We start from the raw sequence: 21,554 nt of genomic DNA, 5'->3' as shown, positions 1-21,554 counted from the left end.
TATGCGATGGCCTCCGACGCCCTCGGCACCTGATTGCGAGCTCAGTAGCTATCATCTGTACTTCAAATCGGGAGTTGAACCTAACGGCCGCCAGCCAGCCAGATGGCACGGACGCCGACTACTTCGTCGTGAACCTGCACTATGTGGGCGTGACCAAGGCGATGATGGACCGGATCGGCGGAGTGCAGATTTTGGGGTCGGGACGAGTGAACGGAATCGTTTTTGTCTGGGTCCTTGCTTATCAGGAGGGCCGCCCCAATTCGAATGACGGCTTGCTAGAAGACCTTTCGAGCGCATTGAACGACTTCTCGCTCACCGGTACACACCTCTGAGCGCCCGGAATCACATACTGCGGGTAAGCTTCCCTCGGAACCACCCGTAGGCGAGCAGGTTTTGCACGGCGCGTAGCCGGGGAAATCACGAAGTTCAGACTCAGCGCTGGAGTACCGGAGTGTAGATAGGGGCAGTTTAGACCGTGACCGATCTCGACGCCCGATCTCTCTATCTCGATTTGCTCCGACGCAATCTAACCGGATATGGGATGCACGACCGAATGCCCCCGGGGTGGCCACTGCGGCGACGCCTACTTCTCAAAACCTTCAATACCCTCAACCCCCTCCTCATGGGTGTAAGCCCATTCGGCCAGCGGAAGCGCGACTTGGGTCTGGACTGGCCCGCTAATGCCGAGACGATGATTGGAATGGAGAGACTCACCAGTTTGCAGCATTGCGTTGAGACGGTACTGGCCGACGACATCCCCGGTGACCTAGTCGAATGCGGGGTGTGGCGCGGAGGTGCTTGCATCCTGATGCGCGCGGTCCTGGCAGCTTATGGGGATAAGGCGCGACGCGTGTGGCTAGCCGATTCGTTCGAGGGCCTGCCACGCCCGGACACTGCAAATTACAAGGCAGATAAAGGGATTAGGCTGGATCTGTTTGCGGGCATACTAGGCGTGTCGGAAGCGGAAGTTAGGGCAAACTTCCAGCGCTACGGGCTGTTAGATGACCAGGTCCGCTTTCTTCCTGGTTGGTTCAAAGACACGCTGCATGATGCCCCGATTGATTGCATCGCCCTATTAAGGCTTGATGGCGACCTCTACGAATCCACTATACAATCGCTCAACGCGCTCTACCCGCGATTGTCCTCGGGGGGCTTCTGCATCATTGATGACTACATGATCAAGGGGTGTCGGCAAGCTGTCACGGACTACCGCACGAAACATCGAGTATCCGCGGAGATCGTGGACATAGATGGGAGTGCTGTGCTGTGGCGCAAGGAATGAAGATCATGTGGACGCTCTTCGTCGCACTCGGCCTCAGCAGCACCGCAATTCGCCCATCCCGCGAGTCGCCTACCGCATGACCTCCGGCGTGACTACCCAGACTTTTTGGGCCACAACTGGTTCCAGCGGGTATCTGGTCGACCCGCCCACCAGTCAAACAACTTCGACGGTAATACCGGATGCTGGAGGCGTGATTTCGGATGCGCTGGGCAGTCGCCCGTCATGGAAGCGCACCCGCAGCGCCTGAGCCGTTCCCGCTGGGCGACCGGGCTCAGCTACTAGCATCCGGTCCGTGCCTGAACGTTTGGCTCCCGTGCGGATTGGCATCCTGGGTGCGGCCCGCATTGCACCGTTGGCGCTCATCAACCCGGCCCAGGGACACGCCGAAGTGGTGGTGGTGGCCGCGGTGGCGGCACGCGAGGCGTCTCGTGGTCAAGCCTTTGCCGCCAAACACGGCATCGCCCGGGTGCATGACAGCTGCGAGACGCTGATCGCCGATCCAGACCTGGATGCCGTCTATATCCCGCTGCCGAACGGCTTGCACGGCAGGTGGACTCGAGCTGCGCTTGCGGCGGGCAAGCATGTGCTGTATGAAAAGCCGTTTAACTGCCAACGCCGCCGAGGCCCGCGAGATCGCCGGACTGGCTGCGAAGTCGGACCGGGTTGTGATGGAGGCAATCCATTACCGCTACCATCCGTTGGCTTTGCGCGTCGAGCAGATCGTTGCCTCGGGAGACCTGGGCAAGCTGGACCGGGTGGAGGCGGCCTGCTGCTGGCGTCACCCTTCTTGTGATCTCCCGGCCACGGCCCATGCAAAAAGGCTCGCCTACACTGTCGGCAGGCTCGAGACGCACCTGATCTAGCGCCACCAGAAACGCCAGCACCAGCACTGAGCTCGACATGGCTGGAAACCCCTACCGGGCTGGCTCATGTCCGTTGGTTCCGTTGAGGCTTCCCCCGGTTGTTCTGGGCGCGCTGGCGCGCGATTCCGTTGCGGGCGTGAGAACCTCGACCGTACAGCCAACTGACGTCGGCCACGTGCCATCGCGGTGTACCAGGGACCTACTTCTAGGCGCGCGCCGGGCTCGTGTCGCAGCTGCCGGGAATCGAATCTGGCCATTTTCGCCAAGATTTCCTGCTGACTAGCGCAAGCACATCGTTGTAAACAACCGAACACTTTGCTGAACTGATCTCGGAAGCTCCGAAACTCATTGACGGCGTCGGCGAGCGTCTAGACTCAGCCCGGCACTGGCATCCGAGATAGGGGCAGTTTGACCGTGACCGATCGCCGCGTGCGATCTCTGTACCTCGACCTGATCCGACGCAACCTCACCAGATCCGGGATGCACGAGCGAACGCCCGCGCGGTGGCGTCTGCGGGTCGGCCATTTCTGGCATTGAAGAGCGAGTCGTTCCTGGCACCCCGGGCAGTGTCGAGCGTGCTTTCTCGCCGAACAGAACCCTGCGGCCGGACGGGGCCAGCGAGTAGCCCAGCATCCCGCCGCCCATGCCGGTGCCCACGACAATCACGTCCCACACAACGCGTTCCGCCTCGCGCGCGGTGAGTTCGCCGTTAGCCAAGATGGAGTTTCTCCGCGGATAATGGCGCAAAGCTTTGCCCGGTTTGGGCGAATCGCGAACGTACCATCCGCTGCCACGGGAAGGTTGGAGTTCTCCGCGTCGGCCACGGTGAAAACCTGGGTGCCCGATGCCGGCGGGTTCGGCACTCACATTCACACCAATGAGTACGGCCATGTGACTGATGGCCTCGGTTTGGGTTGATGGGATCGCCGCCAGGTTGGAGAAACCTCGCCGCGGATGCACGACGTGATCGATCAGTCGCGCGCGGGCGTTTTGTGCAAGGCTTAGCTCGCAGTCAAACCGGTGTGCACGGCGGTAAGCTTTGCTGCTCAGTGCAAAACGAGGAGTCCTGTTACCGATACGCTGCTTCGAAGGATTGAAGCGCCGTGCCCGTCCGGGGGAGTGCCCCGTCGTGATCATCAGCGTGTTGTCGCACCACAGCGGCAGAGGCGCGCCGCACGACCTCGTGCGCGAACTACTAACCGCGTCCCATTGCCGAGAGCCATCCACTGGTTCGGATCATTGCTCCGGTCCCGTCCGTTGATTCAGGCTTACACGGTCTCCCGGGACAAAACAAAGACGACGCTGCGTCGCAAGGCGACTACCGTGCCACATTTTCAGCCGCAACGGGCGCTGCACAAGCCAGCCCGGCTCTTCGCCACCGCTCAGATGCTTACCATCAGCGCATGCCGCTGACGACCAGGATGACCCCAACCACTGCAAACATGGCTACCAGGAGCTGCCGACGGCGAGCCAGCGCCCAGCCGTGCAGCAGTTCCAGCACCGCTTGGGTTTTCGTTGGCATGACCAGATAGCTGACGAGCATGATCTCGGTAATCGCATGCATCCCGACGGCGAATGCGATGGCGGCGCTGATCTGCGTGCCGATCGCGCCTCCCGATGTCACGGTGATGGTAAGTACCGCTAAAACGTTGTCGGGTGGCGGCGTGCATGCAAAGCCGATCACGAACGCGACCCACAAGGATCCGTTTTCCCACGCATCGCGGGCCCGGCCGACCAACCGCCGGATCGCAGATCCGCCCTCCGTCGCCGCGTCCTGCCCGCGGCCCAGCAGCGGCGGATTTACGGTCGGTGTATTTCGGTCCAGCACCAGGGTCGATGTGTTTCCGCCCGGTGTGGGCAGGTGCGCCGGCTGACGCTGACGCGCCAACAAGCACACTGTCATCAGCGCGGCGATTGATAGTGCGAGCACGCCCATGCCGAGTTGAATGTGGCTGACGATGGGGCTTGTGGCTAAATAATGCGCAAGAGATGCAAACATTCGTGTGTGGTGCAGCACCGTCATCGGAACCAGCAGGACGAGAAGAACCACTGCCAGGCCGCCGATCCAGTAGGCGACCAGATTTTGCATGGGCCTTGGCCGGGAGATCACGAGAAGGGTCCACCCGAGACGGATCGGGTCGAGCGCTATCAGAAGCGCCAGCCCGAGCACTGAGCCCCACATGGCCGCAAACCCTAGTGCTTCCCGTCGCTTTGCGATGGCCTTCGGCCAACCTCGACACATGAACTCGACACACGAGCCTCGATGCGCCTCGTTATGTAAATGAACCGTTCCGGGTTTGATGCCGACTGGCAGGCCCTCATAGGATGTGGCGCGGTTGCCCGAATCGAATCGCCCTACTCCGGCGTTCTTGGTCAATACGTTTGTGGCGAAGACCCGCCACGCGCTGCAAAGCGGAGAGATCTCTTATCGGATGTACTGCTTCGCCAACGAGTGATCGTCAGGTGGCGAAATGCACCTGGTTCACGTGCGCGGCCACCCGCAAGGCGTTGGCCGCGACCGTCAAACTGGGATTCAAACCGGCGCTGGAGGGGAAGAAAGAGGAATCCACCACATAGAGGTTGTCCAGTTCGTGCGCCCGGTTTTGTCGGTCTAGCACGCTGGTTTTGGGATCGGTACCGAAGCGGCACGTGCCGCAGACGTGTCCCAGTGATGCGTTGTTTTTGGCGCCCCGCAGGGTGATTTTGCGGAACGGCTTCAACACCTCGTTCAACTGCCGCAAAAACACCGTGTGGCGCTCGATCTCACTGGCGTGAAAACGATACTGAATTCGCAACCGCTGGCGGCCGTCCGAGCTTGGCCGATCGAATGGCAGGACACGGTTGTCCAAATAGGGTAGGTCTTCCATGATCAATGCCAGCGCTAGTCCGCCGTTGAGGAACCGCTCGTAGATTGGGCGCACCGCCGGGCTCATCGCGCGCAGCACCTTGTTCCGCCAGCCGGGGTGGTTGGTCAACAACTCCATGGGCGGCACCGCGCCGTACGACTGCACGGTGCCGTATTTCTGCCCCTCCCAGAAATAGAAATCGTTCAGCCCGATTTCCTTGTTTGGGGCGCTGATCTTGCAGTCGGGTTGCGGCCAGATCTCAATGAAGTCAACCAGGTGGCGCATCAAGTTGCGCCCCACCAAATCCGAGCCGTTGGCCAATCCGCGCGGCCAATCGCCCGAGCGGGAATTGAGCAACAGCACCGGGGTGACTAGTGCACCGGCGGCCAGCACCACCACCTTGGCCTTGAGGGCCAGCGTGCCGAAGGGGTGCTCGCAGATCACGTGTCGGACCTGGGTGCGGTCGGCCTCTAGGCGCGCGGCTCGACATTGCGCCAGCAGATGCGCGCCGTGCTCGGCAACGGCGGGCAGCAGGCAGTTGCGGGCGGCGTCGTTTTTGCACGACTGGTGACACAGATAGCTCTGACAGGTGGTGCAGCCCTCGGTGTAATCGCAGGCCATCGGCAGGTGGTAGGGATGCAATCCGCGACCTGTCAGGTAGTCGACCAGCGGCTGGTTGTCCGCCGAAAACGGCGGCGCCGCAGGCAGATTGACTTCGGCCGCTTCCGGGCGCAGGGGATCGGGCTGGCCACGAACACCCAGCAGCTTCTCCGCCTCCGCGTACCAGGGCCGCATCTGCTGGTAGGTAATCGGCCAGGCGTCCGGAACGGTGGAATCGCCGGGGTCGTGGAAGTTTTGCCGGGGAGTGAAATCGCGAACGAAAAATCGCTCGCAGACCATGCCATAGAGGGCCGACGACCCCCCGGTCCCGCTGCCGATGAACGGCACAAACCGCCGCGAGAAGCGCCCACTGATGTCTTCGATCTCATCGGTTGAGCGCCCGGCCCGGGCCAAGGCGTCGTAGTAAGCCTCAGCCGAACGGCCTGCCATCGGCTCGGCCGTTTCCGGCATCGAAGAGCGGATCGTTCCCGGCACCCCGGGCAGTGTCGAGTGCCCCTTTTCGACGAACAGTACCCTGCGGCCCGACCGGGCCAGCGAGTAGCCCAGCATCCCGCCCCCCATGCCGGTGCCGACGACAATCACGTCCCACATAACGCGTTCCGCCTCGCGCGGATTCAGTTCGCCGTTCGCCAAAATCGAGTTCCTCAGCGGATACTGGCCCAAAGCTTTGCCCGTTTGGACGAATCACGAACGTACCATCCGCTGCCGGCACGGTCGGACAGGTTGCAGCTCCCCGCGCGGCCACGGTGGAGACCTGGGTGTCCGACGCCGCCGGGGATCCGTTGCTGGTGGTGATAGCCGAACCGGCACGGCCGCACCTACACTTGGCGGTTCGCCGGTCGTCGGGTGGGCCTGGCGCAGGTAGGCGCTCGACGCCTCCCCGACAGCGGTGGGTAGCGGCATTCCGTCCTTGCGGGACGCCTTGCCGCGCAAGACGATCCGCCCGGCGCCAGTCGAGGTCGTCCAACTGCAGCCGCGCGCCTCGATCGCAGGCCCGAGCGTGCGACCAGCACAGCCGCCGACCCCCTCCGCGATGCCCTCGCCAAAATCAACCCGCCCCACCGCTGAGGCGGGAATCGTAGAGTCGGTCACGGGTTCCCCGCGAACCGTAGCGCGCAGTGCTGGCGATGTCTGATCTGACCTTCGAATCACCAACCCCGGCAATCCGAATCCCGAAGCACCCAGAACGCGACACGTTGAAAAGGCTGCCCCGCCTGTGTCGTCGTGAGTTCCGACTCCGAGACAGCCGGGGCTTTCACGCGTTTCAGGTATGTCTGGCGAGGCAGTACATCCGGTAGGAGCCAGCCTCGCTGCGCAGGGACTGGCAGGCGTTCGCCACATAGCGCTTGGCGATGGGCGCGGGCAGGTAGCGCATGTTGTGGGCTTTCAGTTGCGCGTTGTGTTCCATGCCGCGCGCCACATCGTCGCTGATATCGCGCCAGGATACGATCCGCAGCGGGCAGGCCGCGAGGTCGGCTTCCCATGCGGGGATCTGTTCGGCGGGGCGCACATCGGCGTAGAGGAACCGGCCCCCGGGGGTGAGAACGCGGGCCACTTCGGCGAGGAACCGGGGGAAGTCGGGGTAATGGGTGGAGGCTTCGATGTTGATGACCGCATCAAACGACTGATCGGGAAACGGCAGGCGTTGGGCGTCGCCGTGCACAAACCCCAAGCCGGGCAGCTGGTGGCGGCGGCGGCAGAACTCGATACCGGCGCGGTTGCGATCCAGGCCGGCATAAGCGTCGGGGCGGAAGGTGCGGGTCAGGTAGGAGGCGCCACCGCCCTGCCCGCAGCTGACCTCCAGCACCCGCTTCCCGGCGAGATCGCCGTTTTGGGTGGCGACCGCATGGTAGAAGTTGATGAAATACCGATTGGGTTCGTCGGCCGGATCCAGCGGCAGCCCCATCGGCGGGTTTTCTTCGTAGCTCATGTTCAGGAACACGAAGTCGTCGCTGGCGAAGCGGCTAGTCAGCGAATAGTACGGTTTGAACACCAGCGGCGCGAGTCGGGTTGCGATGCTCATGCGTTGCGATTCTCCGTTTGTGTAAATGCCAGCGTCCAGCGCAGAGTTGTACCGCCCGATCAAGCCAGCGGGTAGATACCGTCGCAGGGTTAGGTCGATAACCGTCCCGGTCGGCCACAGCAGTTGATCGTCACCGATTGCGACGTCCGATATCGTATCGACCTGATCCGACGCCAGCTCACCAGGTACTGGGATGCACGAGCGGATGTCCGCCCATGCTCATGAGTTTAACGTCGTTTGTCGTGTTTCCCGCAGCCTGCATGTCACGTTCATCGGGAGATAAGTCATATTGCCCTGGCGAGACAGTACATCCGGTACAACAGCCGTCCGCTCTCCAGATTCCGCGGGACCAACGAGTCCTGCTTCCGTGCCCACCGCCGCAAAAGCCTGGGCACTACGCTTTCCGTCGCTGCCGGGATTGCCACTGAGTTCAGTTCCATTCCCCGCATGACGTCGGCGTTGATTTCCCGCCACGACACAATCCGTAGCCCTGCGCGCGGGCCAGCGCGGACTCCCACCGGGCCAACTCAGACCGCCACCGTGTGTCGGCGTAGAGGAACGTCCCGCCCGGGCGCAGCACGCGCCCGACCCCGCTGAGGGAGCGATCGAAATGCGGATACAATGCCGCGGATTCGATGTTGATCACCGCATCAAACGACTCTGCAGGGAACGGGGGTTCTCGGCGTTGCCCTGCACGAACCGCAATCCCGGCAGTCGGTGGCGCCGACTGCAGAAGTCGATCCCGGCCGCGTTCAAGTCCAGCCCGACATAGGAGGCTGGGCGGAGCGCTCGCATCAAATAGGATGCCCCGCCGCCGCGCCCGCAGCCGACTTCGAGCACGCGCTTGCCGGTAAGCTCGCCGGATTAGGTCGCGGTGCGGTGATAGAGCTGGATCGGGTACCGGTTGGGCTCGTCGGCGGCGTCCAAGAGCAGGTTCATCGGCGGGTCTTCTTCATAGCACCAGTTCGTAAAGAGCACGTCGTCGCTGGAACGGCGGTTCATATAGGAGAAGGACCCAGTTCGGGACGACCTGGGCTCGTTGCCGCAGGGTGCCTAGCACGCGGTCTTTTTAACTGGCGTTCTGCCATCTCAATTCTTCCTGTACGTCGCGTTTGCTCATGAAAGTCTCACGCCAATAACGCGTTAAGTCTGTGCGACGAGGTGCCACTTGCCCAAAACTTCTGGATTTCAGGTCGACAGCGCGGGTATCGGGATATGCTGCCGGGCGGCTGAGCGTGGCGTGTAGCCCTTGGCGCGCGCGTTCGTGATGCCGGTGGCGCTCAACGCCGCCCCTACATCGGCGGGCAGCGGAATCCCATGCTTGCGGGACGCCTTGCCGCGCAACACGATCCGCCCGGCGCCACTCGAGGTCGTCCAACTGCAGCCACTGCACGTCGTTCGCCGTGATCGCCTTCGGGATACCGGTGTCGTGACCCCGGGACGGCGGGACATACCTCGCGCCCGTCCGGAAGCACCCTGCGCAGATACCAGTCGCCGCGCCTCCGAACGCCGCTGCAGTCGGCACCGCCGGCGAACGATCAGCCGAAGCCAATGGCCGAACGCCCAGCCGACACTCGAAGAACCGGCAATAATGACCGGTGCCGCTGACGTCGCCTACGCGCACAACGACTGAAAGGCCGGGATCCGCGATGAAATTTGTGCTGGCATGCTACGGAATGCGTGGCGATGTCGAGCCCTCCGTAGCCGTCGGCCGCGAGTTGCTGCGCCGCGGGCATGAAGTGCACATCGCCATCTCGCCTAACCTGGTTGGCTTCGCCCAGTCGGCTGGGCTCGCGGCGGTCGCCTACGGGCTGGATACGCAGGCAATTGTGGAAGTGCAGCGTGACTACTGGACGCGTTTCTTCCGCAACTTCTGGAGGATCCGGGATCTGCGCAGGTTGATGCGCGAAACTAGCGAGCTCGTCACCCAGTCCTCAGCGGAGATGACCACGACACTGACGTCGCTAGCCGACGGTGCCGACCTGGTAATTGCCGGCCAGATTTTCGAGTCGTCCGCTGCCAATGTCGCGGAGTATTACGACGTTCCGCTGGCCACACTGCATTTTTTCCCGGTACGGCCCCACGGCCAGCTCCAGGTCCTGCCGTTCCTGCCGTCGCCGTTGATCCGGTCCGCAATGACGGTGAACGATTGGCTGTCTTGGCGCATGGGGAGGAAGATCGAGGACGCCCAGCGCCGTGAACTGGGCCTGCCGAAGGCAACGATGCCCCCGGCGCGACGGATCGCAGAGCGCGGATCGCTGGAAATCCAAGCCTATGACGAGGTTTGCTTTCCCGGACTGGCGACCGAATGGGCGAAATGGGATGGGCGACGGCCCTTTGTCGGCGCCCTGACGATGGAGTTGCCGACGGATGCCGACGAGGAGGTCGCCTCATGGATTGCGGCGGGAAAACCGCCGATTTTCTTCGGATTTGGCAGCATGTCGGTCGAATCTGCCGCCGACACACTCGCCATGATCAGCGCGGCCTGCGCGCAGTTAGGCGAGCGGGCGTTGGTTTGCGCCGGCGGGACTGACTTCGGTCCCGTCCCAAATTTCGAGCACGTCAAGCTGGTGGGCTCGGTGAATTACTCGGCGATCTTTCCGACTTGTCGCGCGGTTGTCCACCACGGTGGAGCGGGCACCACGGCCGCGGGCCTGCGCGCCGGAGTGCCCACGTTGATCCTCTGGACGTTGCCCGATCAGCCGCTCTTTGCGGCTCAGCTCAAACAACTGAAAGTTGGCTCCGGGCACCGCTTTTCGACGATTACCGAGAAATCGCTGGTCGCTGAGCTGCGCCGGATTCTCGCCCCGCAATACGTCGCCCGGGCTCGTGAGATCGCCACCCGGATGACCAAACCCGCTGACAGCGTTGCGGCCGCTGCCGACCTTGTGGAAGATTTCGCCCGCCTGCGGCGCGCTGGCTGATCGTCGACGACGGGCTGCTGAATGTGAAAGGCTAGAATCCCCCATGAAATTCGTGCTGGCGTGCTATGGAAGTCGCGGCGATGTCGAGCCCTGCGTAGCTGTCGGCCGTGAGTTGCTGCGCAGAGGCCACGACGTGTGTATCGCCGTACCACCTGACCAGGTTGGCTTCGCCGAGGTGGCTGGGCTTGCGGCGGTTGCCTTCGGGCCACCGGATTTGCAGGCCATACTGGACGCGCACCGCAACTTCTGGGGGGGTGTCTTCCGCAATTTCTGGAGGATCCGGGATCTGGTCAGATCAAGGCGAGAACTTTGGGAGCCCCTCAGCCAGTCGTGGGAGGAGATCAACACGACACTGAAAACGCTGGCAGACGGGGCCGACCTGCTTTTCAGCGGCGTGAATTTCGAAGACGCCGCGCTCAACGTCGCCGAATATTACGACATTCCGTTGGCCACGCTGCATATCATCCCGCAGCGGACCAATGGCCAGCTCCTTCCGTTTTTGCCGGCGCCGTTGACCCGCTCCGCCATGACGGTGTTCGAGTGGCTGGCTTGGCGCGGTGCGAAGAAGCTCGAGGACGCGCAGCGCCGTGACCTGGGTCTGTCCAAGGCGACGCGCCCCTCGGCGCGACGGATCACCGAACGCGGATCGCTGGAACTCCAGGCGTACGACGAGGTGTGCTTTCCCGGGCTGGCAGCCGAATGGGTGAAATGGAATGGCCAACGGCCCTTTGTCGGCACGCTGACGATGGAGTTGCCAACCGATGCCGATGACGAGGTCTTGTCGTGGATTGCCGCCGGAACGCCGCCGATTTACTTCGGGTTTGGCAGCATGCCGGTCGAATCTCCGGCCGATACGCTCGCCATGATCGGTGCGGTCTGCGCGCAGTTAGGCGAGCGGGCGTTGGTTTGCTCCGGCTGGAGTGACTTCAGCGACGTCCCCCATTTCGACCACGTAAAGGTAGTGGGCGCGGTGAATTTCGCGGCCATCTTTCCGGCCTGCCGCGCGGTCGTGCACCACGGTGGCTCGGGCACCACTCCCATTGGTCTGGGCGCCGGAGTCCCCCAGCTGATCCTCTTTTGGGACCTCGTTCACGCGATCTATGGGGCTGCGGTCAAACGGCTGAAAGTTGGCATAGCCCGGCGCTTTTCGACCACGACCCAGGAATCGCTGGTCGCGGACCTGCGCACCATCCTGGCCCCGGAATACGCCACCAGGGCCCGCGAGATCGCCCCCCAGATCACCAAACCCGCCGAAAGCGTTGCGGCCGCCGCTGATCTTGTTGAAAATTTTGCCCGCCTCAGAAGTGTTGGCTGATCGGCGAGGGCGGACCGCGGGATGATCGATGCCTAACGAGTCTGGCCGAATGGCTTGACGTGGCTTGGTGGGATCGCCGCGGAGGCGCTTAATTGCGCGATCTCGCCGACGCACGCGAGGATCACCGTGGTTGACGTCCAGGCTGCTCTGCTTGATGGCGCTGGCGAAAAATAAAGCGGAGCTGCCCTGGTATGTGCCGAAGTTGTTTTACCAAAGAGGGTTTCAACTCACAGCTTCACCGTCGATAAACAACAACATCGACCGAGGATTCCTGACCACCGCCGACACGACCAACACGGCCGCCGCCCTCAACGCACTGCGGGCCCTGCCGTGACAGGCTGCCCGAGGTTCGGCTGGCTGCTCAAACCGCAGCACGGGCGCTGACCGGCGCACGCACTCTGTCCGGCTGTACCCGCTGCGGTTGCAGGAGGAGATGGCCGGCCTGCAGGTGGTCAAGTCCATCTATGGGCACGAGGGCCTTCCAGGTGGAATTTGAGGCGGTCAATGACATGATCCGCAAGACCCTCGACTTGACCGAGAACGAATGCGCGCGACCCGCAGACAGTGGCGCCGGCGTTGTGATGAACTCTGAGATGATGATTTCCGACATTCCCAGCCAAACACTCCCCCCCGAAGGCGAAATCGGCTTGGTCGACATCGGCTCGCTGACCCTCGAAAGCGGGGCAGTGATCGACGACGTCCGTATCGCCGTGCAGCGCTGGGGTGAATTGTCGCCAACGCGTGACAACGTGGTGGTGGTGCTGCACGCGCTCACCGGTGATTCGCACATCACCGGACCCACCGCACCCGGGCATCCCACGGCGGGCTGGTGGGAAGGGGTGGCCGGGCCGGGTGCGCCGATCGACACCAACCGCTGGTGCGTGGTAGCCACCAATGTGCTGGGCGGTTGCAATGGTTCCACCGGGCCCAGCTCGCTTGCCCCGGACGGAAAGCCGTGGGGCTCGAGGTTTCCGCACATTTCGGTGCGGGATCTGGTCGAGGCGGATGTCGCCGCGCTGGCGGCGCTGGGTATCGACCGGGTTGCCGCCGTCATCGGCGGATCCATGGGCGGCTTAAGGGCTTTGGAATGGATCGTGAGCCACCCGGACCGAGTCCGCGCCGGGCTGCTGGTGGCAATCGGCGCTCGCACCCCCGCGGACCAGATCGCTCACATGACCACCCAGATTGCGGTCATCAAGGCCGACCCGAACTGGCAGGGCGGCGACTACTACGGCACCGGGCGCAAGCCCGATTTCGGGCTGTCCATCGCCCGCCGCTTCGCCCACCTGACTTATCGCGGCGAAGAGGAGCTCGACGCCCGGTTCGGCAACGACAGCCAGGCGGGCGAAGACCCGACGAACGGCGGCCGTTACGCGGTCCAGAGCTATTTGGAACACCAGGGCGACAAGCTGGTGGACCGCTTTGACGCCGGGAGCTACGTGGCGTTGATGGCGTTGTGCAACCACCATGACGTGGGCCGTGGCCGCGGCGGGGTGCGAAAAGCGCTGCGGGGGTGCCCGGTACCCGTCGTTGTCGCTGGTATCACCTCCGACCGGCTCTACCCGCTGAGGTTGCAGGAGGAGCTGGCCGAGCTACTGCCGGGCTGCACCGGCCTGCACGTGATCGAGTCCGCCTACGGGCACGATGGCTTCCTGGTGGAATTTGAGGCGGTCAGCGACTTGATCCGCAAGACCCTCGAATTGGCCGATAACGAAGGCACGTGACAACGGTGACCTGCCCCAGGCACGACCGCTCGCTGGGTGCGGGCACCGGCAAGCTGACCACCCGGCTGATGGAGCGCGGCATGGACGTCGTGGCCGTCGACCCGATTCCCGACATGCTGGAAGTGCTCCGCGCGACGCTGGCCAATTAGCGGTTACCACTCGTCATCGTCGTCGCGCAGCAGTTTTTCGGGGTGGTGGAGGTGTTGGTGCGGGGTTGGCCATGGTCGAGATGGGGTGGTGGAATCCATTCGAAGAGAACCTTCTCAGAATTCCACGCATCACCGACCATCTCCAGCACTCGAGGCCGTCCAGGTAGCCTCTTCCCCCACCACGAGCAGTGACCGCTGACCGCGGCTGTGGTCTGGCCTCCGTTGAACACGACCTCCATGATCTAGGCGTGCGCAACGTCGCGATCCCACGCGCAAGCAAACCCGGTGCCGGCCCGCCGCCAATTTGAGCACCGCCGCGCCTTCCGAGACAAGGTCAAATGGCGAACCGGATCCGAGGGACGCATCAACCACCACAAGCGAGGCTACGGCTGGAACCGCACCGAACTTACCGGCCTCAACGGCGCCCGAACCTGGTGCGGCCACGGCGTCTTCGCCCACAACCTAGTCAAGGTCAGCACCCTGGCCGCATGAAATTAACGTCCCGATCAACCGGGCGCCACAAAATCACCTCGCCGCAGATCACCAGCATCCCGGCGAACCGTTTTTCACGTCCTAGCAGCTAGCTGGTAAAAATAGAGAGCCAGGGGCAGTCCTGAGTTTTTTACGAGAACCGATGGCATCGGCCTGGGGTCAAATATGGTCGCGGCAATTCGTAGAACCGCGTTCCAGTCACAAAGGTTGGCCCCGTACGCTGCTCTCGCCACGGCTCAGTGCCGGATGTGTCCGACCCGGGCCGGAACGGGATGGCGACGACGACAGGAGAAGTTGATTGCCACCGGTCGACCATGGAATGGCCAACGTCGAGCTTGCCCATGTTGACGAAGACATCCTCGGCTACAATTCTCCGATAAGTCTGTCGAAGCCGTCGGTGGATGAGTACCCTCATCAAGGTGGTGTTCGCTCTCGCCACTAGCGAGCACCGAAACTCCATCGGCCTGAAGGGTGGATAGTTGCGGCGAAATGGCCCCAAGCCACGCCATCGCAGCTATCCACAGCACCGAAGGCCGCCGCCGCGGGACCCTGCGCCGCACACCGCCACTACTCATGGGTAACATGATCAAACTCCGGATGGCCCTGTTGGGGTCGAGTACAGTTTGGAACCGTTGCGCCCGTGTCAATTACACGCCCTGGGGGAGTTTGTGAGTATCAATCCCTTCGATGACGACAATGGCAGCTTTTTCGTCTTGGTCAACGACGAGGAGCAACATAGCCTGTGGCCGACCTTCGCCGATGTGCCAGCCGGCTGGCGGGTGGCTTACGGCGAAGCGGACCGCACTGCGTGTCTGGACTACATCGAACAGAACTGGACGGATATTCGGCCGAAGAGCCTGAGCGAGAGGCTGGCGAAGGACCGGGCTTCTGGTAACTAAACCGTCTGGGTTCAGGGAGTCCGATGGAACTTAATGACCGGGCGCTTCCGCTCACCCGGGGGCAGCTCGACATTTGGCTGGCCCAGGAATCGGGTCGCTTCGATGCGGAGTGGCACATCGTCGCATTCGCTGTAATCGGCGGGGCCGTAGAACCTGATGTGCTTGAACAGGCGATCCGGCACGTGGTGGCGGAGGCCGAGCCAGTCAGAGCCGCGTTTTTCGAAGTTGATGGCCAGGTTTTCCAGCGGCCGATCGACGACCCGGACGTCGAGCTGCCTTTCTACGATCTCAGGCACTTACCGAATCCCGTGCAGGAGGCCCACCGGCTAGCAGAATTGCTCCGGCGCACGCCGATGCCGCCCAGTGGCCCGCTGTTCAAATTTGCGCTATTCCGGACCCGGCCAGACGAATCCTACTGGTTCTTATGCCTTCATCACCTAATCACCGACGGATTCGGCATTGTGCTTTTCGCCAATCGGGTTGCCGCGGTTTATTCTGCTCTGGTTTCTGGCACGCCCGTTCCTCCTGGCTTTTTCGGCTCGCTGCAAAATTGGGTTGCCTGCGAAACAGAATACGAAGCCTCGGAGGACTACTCTGAGGATTTAGCGTATTGGGGCGGGAATCTTCCGCCGGATAGCGCGCCATATTATGGCCCGCCGCAATCGGGGGATCGGCGCGATTCGTGTTCGGTTTCTGAATCCGTTCGATTGGATCCTTCGGTCGTTGATCGAGTCCATGAGTTGTCCGACTCGTTGAACATGCGCCGGTCATCGGTGATCACCGCGGCGTGCGCGCTGTTGGTGCGCGGGTGGTGCGCCGAGGGCTCGGAGGTGGTGCTTAACTTCCCGGTCAGCCGGCGAACAAGTGAGGAATCGGCGACGTTTCCCGGGATGGTTTCCGGGATTGTTCCGCTGGTGTTGACGGTTTCGCCCAGAGCCACGGTCGCCGCTTTTTGTGAGCACGTCGACACACGGATACGCGAGACGCTGCAGCATCAGCGGTTTCCGGTGCACGCGCTTGAGCGCAAAGCTCACCTGGTCGGCCCGAGGTGGGCGCCGCACAGAGTGGGTGTCAATTTCGTCCCGTCGATAACTCTTCTGCCATTTGGCGGTGCGGCGGCATCGGGGGTGGTTACCGGCTTCGGCCGGATCGATCACTTCGGATTGTATTTCCTTAGCGCGGATGGCCAGCTCTCTTTGAGTACGGTCGGTGCTGGGCGGCCGCTATCGGATTTTGACGTCTCCGACTTAGCGGGACGGTTGCAACAGGTGTTGACGGCGATGACCGCCGATCCGACACGAGCACTCTCGTCGATAGATCTGCTGGATGAGGCTGAGCAGGCCGGCTTGCAGAGGTGGGGTAATCGGGCTGCTTTGACAGCGCCGCCACCGTCGACGATGTCGATTCCGGCGTTGTTCGACGCGCAGGTTGCGCGCATACCGGAGGCGGTGGCGCTGACTTGCGGCGAGCATTCGAGCACTTACTCCGAGCTGGACCAGGCGGCTAATCGGTTGGCGCACTTGTTGGTTGGCCACGGGGCGGTCCCCGGTGAGCGTGTGGCGTTGCTGTTGGAGCGTTCGTCTCAGGCCATCGTCGCGATTTTGGCGGTGCTGAAGACGGGGGCGGCGTATGTGCCGATCGACCCGGCGCATCCCGACGCGCGGATCGGGTTCATGCTCGACGATGCCGCGCCGATCCTCGCAATCACCACGACGGGGTTGGCCGATCGGTTGGATGGGTACGACCTGCCGGTCATCGACATCGACGACCCCGCCATTGACCGCCAGCCCAGCACCGCACTGGCGCCGCCGTCGCCGGAGGAGATTGCGTACCTGATCTACACCTCGGGCACCACCGGTGTGCCTAAAGGGGTCGCCATTACCCACCGCAACGTGACCGAGCTGCTGGCGTCGGTAGACGACGAGCTGGAGCGCGCGGGGGTGTGGACGCAGTGGCATTCGTTGGCCTTTGACGTCTCGGTATGGGAGATCTGGGGTGCACTACTGGGTGGGGGCCGGCTGGTGGTGGTGCCCGAAGAGGTGGCTCGCTCGCCGGAGGACTTCCATGCCTTGCTGGTTGCTGAACAGGTCAGTGTCTTAAGTCAGACCCCCTCGGCGTTTTACGCGCTGCAAACCGCCGATGCGCTAGCACCGCAGCTGGGACGGCAGCTGAAGGTTGAGACGGTGGTGTTTGCCGGTGAAGCGCTAGAACCGCAGCGTCTTCGGCCGTGGCTGGACAGCCATTCGGGATTATCGCGGCTGATCAACATGTATGGCACCACCGAGACGACGGTGCATGCCTCATTCCGGGAGATCGTCGACGGCGATGTCGACAGCAATGCCAGCCCCATCGGGGTGCCGTTGGCGCATCTTGGCTTTTTTGTACTCGACGCGTGGTTGCGTCCGGTGCCGGCCGGGGTGGTCGGGGAGCTGTATGTGGCCGGTACCCAGGTTGGGTGCGGGTATTGGCGACGGTCTGCTTTGACCGGGTCGCGGTTTGTCGCCTGCCCGTTCGCCGGGCCGGGGGCGCGGATGTATCGCACCGGGGACGTGGTCAGTTGGGGCGCCGATGGGCAGCTGCGGTATCTGGGGCGCGCTGATGAGCAGGTCAAGATCCGCGGGTATCGCATCGAACTGGGTGAGGTGCGTGCAGCGCTGGCCGGCTGCGACGGGGTGGATCAGGCGGTAGTGATTGCCCGCGAGGATCGCCCCGGCGACAAGCGCCTGGTGGGTTATGTCACCGGAACCGCCGACCCCGCCGAGACACGTATCGCGCTGGCCGAGCGGTTGCCGGCGTATATGGTGCCGACCGCGGTGGTGGTGTTGGACGTGCTCCCGTTGACGGTCAATGGCAAACTCGACAAACGCGCCTTGCCAGCACCGGAATACGCCGATGTCGATCGGTATCGCGCACCGACCAGTGCGGTCGAGGAGATCCTGGCCGGCATCTACGCTCAGGTTTTGGGTGTCGAGCGTGTCGGCGTCGATGAGTCGTTTTTCGAGCTGGGCGGGGATTCCCTCTCGGCGATGCGCCTGATCGGTGCCGTCAATACTGGTCTGGATGCCGGGCTTTCGGTTCGGGCCGTGTTTGAGGCGCCCACGGTTGCCCAGTTGGCGTCGCGTATCGGAACGGATGCCGGTCGACTTGAGCCGTTGGTGGCGGTTGAGCGGCCGGCGGTGGTTCCGTTGTCGTTTGCTCAGCAACGGTTGTGGTTCCTGGACCAGTTGGAGGGCCCTTCGCCGGTTTACAACATGGTGGCGCCGTTGCGGGTGTGCGGGCGCCTTGACGCCGATGCTTTGGGCGCGGCGCTGGCAGACGTGGTGGCCCGCCATGAGAGCCTGCGGACTTTGTTCGCCGCCCCGGACGGGATTCCCCAGCAGGTGGTGCTGCCTGCCGAGCGGGCAGATCTGCGCTGGCAGATCATTGATGCCGCTGGCTGGTCGGCAAGCCAGCTGGATGAGGCCGTTAACGCAGCAGCACGCTACGCGTTTGATCTAGCCACCGAGATCCCGGTGCGGGCATGGCTTTTCCGCATCGCTGATGAGGAGCACGCACTGGTGGCGGTGGTGCACCATATCGCCGCCGACGGTTGGTCGATCGCTCCGTGGGTGCGCGATCTGAGTGAGGCGTATGCCCTTCGGTGTGCGGGGCACGCCCCCGGCTGGGCTCCGTTGGCGGTGCAGTATGTGGACTACACGCTGTGGCAGCGTGCGCGGCTCGGTGATCTCGCCGATAGCGACAGTGCCATCGCCGCACAGCTGGGCTACTGGGAGCAGGCCCTGGCGGGGATGCCCGAGCGGCTGGTGCTTCCCACCGATCGGCCCTATCCGGCGGTGTCTGATTATCGCGGCGCTCGGGTTGCAGTGGAGTGGCCAGCCGAGTTGCAGCAGCGGGTTATTCGGCTGGCCCGTGAGCACAACGCGACCAGCTTCATGGTGGTTCAGGCCGCCTTGGCGGCGCTGTTGTCGAAGCTCAGCGCCAGCAGCGATGTGGCGATGGCGTTCCCGATCGCCGGGCGCCGCGATCCCGCACTGGATGAGCTGGTGGGGTTTTTCGTCAACACCTTGGTATTGCGGGTCGATCTCGCGGGTGATCCCAGTGTCGCCGAACTGTTGGCCCAGGTGCAGCGGCGCGGCCTCGACGCATTCGAGCATCAGGATGTGCCCTTTGAGGTGCTGGTGGAGCGGCTCAACCCCGCCCGATCGTTGGCCCATCACCCGCTGGTGCAGGTGGCGTTGGCCTGGCAGAACTTCCTCTGGGAGGGCACTAATCCCGCCGCCAGCCTGGGTTTGGGTGATCTGCAGATCACGTGGCTGCCGGTGGACACTCAAACCGCCCGCATGGACCTGACGTTTTTCCTGTCCGAACGGTGGAGCGAGGCGGGCAAGCCGGCCGGGATTGGCGGGGAGGTGGAGTTCCGCACCGATGTGTTCGACGCGGCCAGCATCCAGACGCTGGTCGAGCGGTTGGAGCGGCTGTTGGTGGCGATGACCGCCGACTCGACACAGCGGTTGTCGTCCATCGATTTGCTGGATGCCGGTGAGCAGGCCCGCCTGGGTGGGTGGAGTAATCGGGCGGTGTTGACCGCGCCGGCGCGGCCGGCGAGGTCGATTCCAGCGTTGTTCGCCGAGCAGGTGGTGCGCACCCCGGAGGCGTTGGCGATTAGCTGCGGGGGTTCGTCACTGACCTATCGCGAGGTTGACGAGACGGCTAATCGGTTGGCGCACTTGCTGGTTGGGCTTGGTGCGGGCCCGGGGCAGCGGGTGGCGCTGCTGTTGGAGCGCTCGGCCGAGGCGGTGGTGGCGATCTTGGGGGTGCTCAAGACGGGGGCGGCGTATGTGCCGATGGATCCGGCGCATCCCGATGCGCGGATCGGGTTCATGGTTGGTGATGCCGCCCCGATCGCGGCGATCACCACCGCAGGTCTGCGGTCGCGGCTGGACGGGTTTGATCTGCAAGTCATCGATATCGATGACCCCGCCATTGATGGCCAACCCGGCACCGCACTGTCGGCGCCGTCGCCGGAAGATATTGCCTACCTCATTTACACCTCGGGCACTACCGGAGTGCCCAAGGGGGTGGCGGTCGCCCATGGCAACGTGACGCGGCTGCTGGAGTCGTTGGACGCCGAGGTGCCGCGTGCAGGGGTGTGGTCGCAGTGTCATTCGCTGGCGTTTGACTTTTCGGTGTGGGAGATCTTCGGTGCGCTGCTCGGTGGTGGGCGGCTGGTGGTGGTGCCCGATGCGGTGGTGCGTTCGCCGGAGGACCTGCACGGCGTGCTCGTCCGTGAGCAGGTCAACATCTTAAGCCAAACGCCGTCGGCGTTTTATGCGCTGCAAAGCGCCGATGTCCTGCAGCCCGAGCAGGGACGTCAGCTGAAGCTGGAGACGGTGGTGTTCGGCGGGGAAGCGCTTGAACCGCAGCGTCTTCGGACGTGGCTGGGTAATCATCCGGGGTCACCGCGGCTGATCAACATGTATGGCATCACCGAGACGACGGTGCATGCCTCGTTGCGCGAGATCGTCGAAGCGGATGTGGATGGCACGGCCAGCCCGATCGGGTTGCCCTTGGCGCATCTGGGCTTTTTCGTGCTGGACGGCTGGTTGCGTCCGGTACCGGCAGGTGTGGTCGGTGAGTTGTATGTGGCCGGTGCAGGGCTGGCCTACGGGTATGTGGGCCGGGGCCCTTTGACGGCGTCGCGGTTTGTGGCCTGCCCGTTCGGGGGCGCGGGCACACGGCTGTATCGCACCGGGGACTTAGTGTGTTGGGTTGCTGACGGGCAGTTGCGGTATCTAGGGCGTGCTGATGAGCAGGTCAAGATCCGCGGGTATCGCATCGAGCTCGGTGAAGTCCAGGCGGCATTGAGTGGTTTGGATGGGGTGGAGCACGCGGTGGTGATCGCCCGCGAGGACCGCCCCGGCGACAAGCGCCTGGTGGGATATGTCACCGGGAAAGCCGACCCGGCCCAGATCCGTGAGGCGCTGGCCGAGCGGCTACCACCGTATATGGTGCCGGCCGCGGTTGTGGTGGTGGAAGCGCTGCCGCTGACGCCTAACGGCAAACTCGATACCCGCGCCCTGCCGGCACCGGAATTCACCGGCGTCGAGCGGTACCGCGCCCCGTCCAACGCGGTCGAGGAGATCCTGGCTGGCATCTACGCTCAGGTGCTCGGCCTGGAGCGGATCGGGGTCGACGACTCGTTCTTCGAGCTCGGCGGCGACAGCATTTTGTCGATGCAGGTGGTGGCACGCGCTCGTGCCGCCGGGCTGGCCTGTCGGCCGCGCGACATCTTCGTCGAGCAGACCGTCGCCCGGCTGGCTCGAGTGGCCAGCGTGACCGACGGCGTGGCCGGCGTGGTCGACGAGGGCGTCGGGCCGGTGGTCGCGACCCCGATCATGCGCTGGCTGCACGACATT

General features: G+C 63.5%; 14 protein-coding genes and 6 pseudogenes. 12 read left to right on the top strand and 8 right to left on the bottom strand.

Going from position 1 to position 21,554, the window contains the following annotated elements; translation table 11 throughout:
* Positions 1-74 precede the first annotated feature (74 nt).
* The 3 genes and pseudogenes from MFM001_RS24410 to MFM001_RS23475 form a co-directional block, all read left to right on the top strand.
* Positions 75-332: a hypothetical protein gene (locus MFM001_RS24410; RefSeq protein ID WP_142760728.1), complete on the top strand. Its 258-nt coding sequence runs from the start codon at positions 75-77 to the stop codon at positions 330-332.
* A gap of 143 nt (positions 333-475) precedes the next feature.
* Positions 476-1,282, top strand: a complete 807-nt coding sequence (locus MFM001_RS23480; RefSeq protein ID WP_116377648.1) for a TylF/MycF/NovP-related O-methyltransferase — start codon at positions 476-478, stop codon at positions 1,280-1,282.
* Between the two features lie 283 nt (positions 1,283-1,565).
* A pseudogene (locus MFM001_RS23475) lies at positions 1,566-2,067 on the top strand (Gfo/Idh/MocA family protein); the annotation flags it as partial.
* A 423-nt stretch (positions 2,068-2,490) separates the two neighbouring features.
* On the opposite strand, the gene MFM001_RS25040 reads toward MFM001_RS23475, so the two are convergent.
* From MFM001_RS25040 to MFM001_RS24530, 7 genes and pseudogenes are all read right to left on the bottom strand, one after another.
* Entirely contained in the window at positions 2,491-3,282 is a 792-nt protein-coding gene (locus MFM001_RS25040; RefSeq protein WP_238159372.1) for a hypothetical protein, read from the bottom strand.
* Between the two features lie 259 nt (positions 3,283-3,541).
* Complete coding sequence (locus MFM001_RS23460; RefSeq protein WP_116377647.1) at positions 3,542-4,327, bottom strand: GAP family protein; 786 nt, start codon at positions 4,325-4,327, stop codon at positions 3,542-3,544.
* A 277-nt stretch (positions 4,328-4,604) separates the two neighbouring features.
* Entirely contained in the window at positions 4,605-6,245 is a 1,641-nt protein-coding gene (locus tag MFM001_RS23455; RefSeq protein ID WP_116377658.1) for a GMC oxidoreductase, read from the bottom strand.
* A gap of 631 nt (positions 6,246-6,876) precedes the next feature.
* Positions 6,877-7,635, bottom strand: coding sequence for a phthiotriol/phenolphthiotriol dimycocerosates methyltransferase (locus tag MFM001_RS23445; RefSeq protein ID WP_116377657.1), 759 nt, complete (start codon positions 7,633-7,635; stop codon positions 6,877-6,879).
* Between the two features lie 430 nt (positions 7,636-8,065).
* Positions 8,066-8,430, bottom strand: a pseudogene (locus MFM001_RS25275) (class I SAM-dependent methyltransferase).
* A gap of 69 nt (positions 8,431-8,499) precedes the next feature.
* Positions 8,500-8,637, bottom strand: a complete 138-nt coding sequence (locus MFM001_RS25270; protein ID WP_371685619.1) for a hypothetical protein — start codon at positions 8,635-8,637, stop codon at positions 8,500-8,502.
* Between the two features lie 186 nt (positions 8,638-8,823).
* Entirely contained in the window at positions 8,824-8,982 is a 159-nt protein-coding gene (locus MFM001_RS24530) for a hypothetical protein (protein WP_160118036.1), read from the bottom strand.
* A 302-nt stretch (positions 8,983-9,284) separates the two neighbouring features.
* On the opposite strand from MFM001_RS24530, the gene MFM001_RS23435 reads away from it, so the two are divergent.
* The 6 genes and pseudogenes from MFM001_RS23435 to MFM001_RS23410 all read left to right on the top strand — a co-directional run.
* Positions 9,285-10,559 (top strand): glycosyltransferase, encoded by a 1,275-nt coding sequence (locus MFM001_RS23435; RefSeq protein ID WP_116377646.1) that lies wholly within the window; start codon positions 9,285-9,287, stop codon positions 10,557-10,559.
* Positions 10,560-10,602: 43 nt separating this feature from the next.
* Positions 10,603-11,874, top strand: a complete 1,272-nt coding sequence (locus MFM001_RS23430) for a glycosyltransferase (RefSeq protein WP_116377645.1) — start codon at positions 10,603-10,605, stop codon at positions 11,872-11,874.
* 151 nt (positions 11,875-12,025) lie between these two features.
* Entirely contained in the window at positions 12,026-12,208 is a 183-nt protein-coding gene (locus tag MFM001_RS23425) for a hypothetical protein (protein WP_142760727.1), read from the top strand.
* A gap of 63 nt (positions 12,209-12,271) precedes the next feature.
* Positions 12,272-12,413: pseudogene (locus tag MFM001_RS25035) on the top strand (homoserine O-acetyltransferase); the annotation flags it as partial.
* A gap of 54 nt (positions 12,414-12,467) precedes the next feature.
* Positions 12,468-13,598 (top strand): homoserine O-acetyltransferase, encoded by a 1,131-nt coding sequence (locus MFM001_RS23415; RefSeq protein ID WP_116377656.1) that lies wholly within the window; start codon positions 12,468-12,470, stop codon positions 13,596-13,598.
* Positions 13,599-13,630: 32 nt separating this feature from the next.
* Positions 13,631-13,738, top strand: a pseudogene (locus MFM001_RS23410) (methyltransferase domain-containing protein); the annotation flags it as partial.
* Between the two features lie 12 nt (positions 13,739-13,750).
* On the opposite strand, the pseudogene MFM001_RS25265 reads toward MFM001_RS23410, so the two are convergent.
* Positions 13,751-13,848: pseudogene (locus MFM001_RS25265) on the bottom strand (hypothetical protein); the annotation flags it as partial.
* Positions 13,849-13,923: 75 nt separating this feature from the next.
* On the opposite strand from MFM001_RS25265, the pseudogene MFM001_RS23405 reads away from it, so the two are divergent.
* The 3 genes and pseudogenes from MFM001_RS23405 to MFM001_RS23395 form a co-directional block, all read left to right on the top strand.
* A pseudogene (locus MFM001_RS23405) lies at positions 13,924-14,239 on the top strand (ISNCY family transposase); the annotation flags it as partial.
* A gap of 668 nt (positions 14,240-14,907) precedes the next feature.
* On the top strand, positions 14,908-15,138 hold the full coding sequence (locus tag MFM001_RS23400; RefSeq protein ID WP_116377643.1) for an MbtH family protein: 231 nt from the start codon (positions 14,908-14,910) through the stop codon (positions 15,136-15,138).
* A 23-nt stretch (positions 15,139-15,161) separates the two neighbouring features.
* A partial coding sequence (locus tag MFM001_RS23395) for a non-ribosomal peptide synthetase (protein WP_116377655.1) occupies positions 15,162-21,554 on the top strand: 6,393 nt, incomplete at its 3' end.

This window comes from Mycobacterium sp. MFM001 (assembly GCF_003402475.1).
Lineage (GTDB): Bacteria > Actinomycetota > Actinomycetes > Mycobacteriales > Mycobacteriaceae > Mycobacterium.
The sequence above is the reverse complement of the archived record's forward strand: the minus strand, read 5'-3'. Positions and strand labels throughout refer to the sequence as shown.

Excerpts from the sequence above, each read along its gene's own strand:
- MFM001_RS23460 (WP_116377647.1), bottom strand. The coding sequence starts at position 4,327 with ATGTGGGGCTCAGTGCTCGGGCTGGCGCTTCTGATAGCGCTCGACCCG.
- MFM001_RS23430 (WP_116377645.1), top strand. The coding sequence starts at position 10,603 with ATGAAATTCGTGCTGGCGTGCTATGGAAGTCGCGGCGATGTCGAGCCC.
- MFM001_RS23415 (WP_116377656.1), top strand. The coding sequence starts at position 12,468 with ATGATGATTTCCGACATTCCCAGCCAAACACTCCCCCCCGAAGGCGAA.
- MFM001_RS25270 (WP_371685619.1), bottom strand. The coding sequence starts at position 8,637 with ATGAACCGCCGTTCCAGCGACGACGTGCTCTTTACGAACTGGTGCTAT.
- MFM001_RS23445 (WP_116377657.1), bottom strand. The coding sequence starts at position 7,635 with ATGAGCATCGCAACCCGACTCGCGCCGCTGGTGTTCAAACCGTACTAT.
- MFM001_RS23435 (WP_116377646.1), top strand. The coding sequence starts at position 9,285 with ATGAAATTTGTGCTGGCATGCTACGGAATGCGTGGCGATGTCGAGCCC.
- MFM001_RS25040 (WP_238159372.1), bottom strand. The coding sequence starts at position 3,282 with ATGATCACGACGGGGCACTCCCCCGGACGGGCACGGCGCTTCAATCCT.